The sequence below is a fragment of the Klebsiella sp. 28 genome (genome assembly GCF_018223905.1).
Lineage (GTDB): Bacteria > Pseudomonadota > Gammaproteobacteria > Enterobacterales > Enterobacteriaceae > Klebsiella > Klebsiella pneumoniae.
Window position 1 is genome coordinate 1 of the sequence record NZ_JAGRQY010000298.1, and the last position, 1,006, is coordinate 1,006.

1 protein-coding gene and 1 pseudogene are annotated in these 1,006 nt (G+C 61.5%); both read left to right on the forward strand.

Going from position 1 to position 1,006, the window contains the following annotated elements; all coding sequences use genetic code 11:
• Positions 1 to 192 (forward strand): annotated as a pseudogene (locus KHQ28_RS29415) (Asp/Glu racemase); the annotation flags it as partial.
• A partial coding sequence (puuE, locus tag KHQ28_RS28550) for an allantoinase PuuE (protein WP_228298312.1) occupies positions 110 to 1,006 on the forward strand: 897 nt, incomplete at its 3' end. The pseudogene KHQ28_RS29415 and the gene puuE, both read left to right, overlap by 83 nt.

The following is a 1,006-nucleotide window of genomic DNA, read 5'->3' on the forward strand; positions in this document are numbered from 1 at the left end:
GGACTTAGCGTTCCCGGAGAAAAAAGCGTTAAGCGGACAGTTTCAGTCGTTAAATCCATTTTAAAAGGGGCAGGAGATGGGAGAGAACCAGGAACACTATCCTCGCGATCTGCGAGGTTACGCAGGGGAGCCGCCGCACGCGCGCTGGCCGGGTGGGGCGCGGATCGCGGTGCAGTTCGTCCTCAACTATGAGGAAGGCGCGGAGAATCACGTCCTGCATGGCGATGCGGGTTCGGAACAGTTCCTGTCAGATATTATCGGCGCCGCCAGCTACCCGGCGCGCCATATGTCGATGGATTCACTCTATGAGTACGGCAGCCGGGCAGGGTTCTGGCGCATCCATCGCGAGTTCAGCCAGCGCGGGCTGCCGTTGACCGTTTTCGGCGTGGCGATGGCGCTGGCGCGGCACCCGGAGATTGTGGCGGCGATCAAGGCCGCGGATTACGATGTGGTCAGCCACGGCTGGCGCTGGATCCACTATCAGCACATGGATATCGCTGAGGAGCGCGCGCATCTGCAAAAAGCGGTGCAGGTGCTGACCGACCTGTTCGGCAAACCGCCCACCGGCTGGTATACCGGCCGCGACAGCCCTAACACCCGCCAGCTGGTGGTGGAGCACGGCGGCTTTGACTACGACAGCGATTATTACGGCGATGATTTACCTTTCTGGAGCGAAGTGACCTGCAGCGACGGCAGCCAGCGGCCGCACCTGATCGTGCCTTATACCCTCGACGCCAACGACATGCGCTTCGCCACCGCCCAGGGATTCAACACCGCGGAGCAGTTTTATACCTATCTGAAAGACAGCTTTGACGTGCTCTACGCCGAGGGTGAAACCGCGCCGAAGATGATGTCCGTGGGAATGCACTGCCGGCTGCTGGGGCGCCCGGGCCGTTTCCGCGCGCTGCAGCGTTTCCTTGACTATATCCAGCAGCACGACAAGGTGTGGGTCTGCACCCGGCAGCAGATTGCCGACCACTGGCGCGAAACCCATCCGTATCGCGGG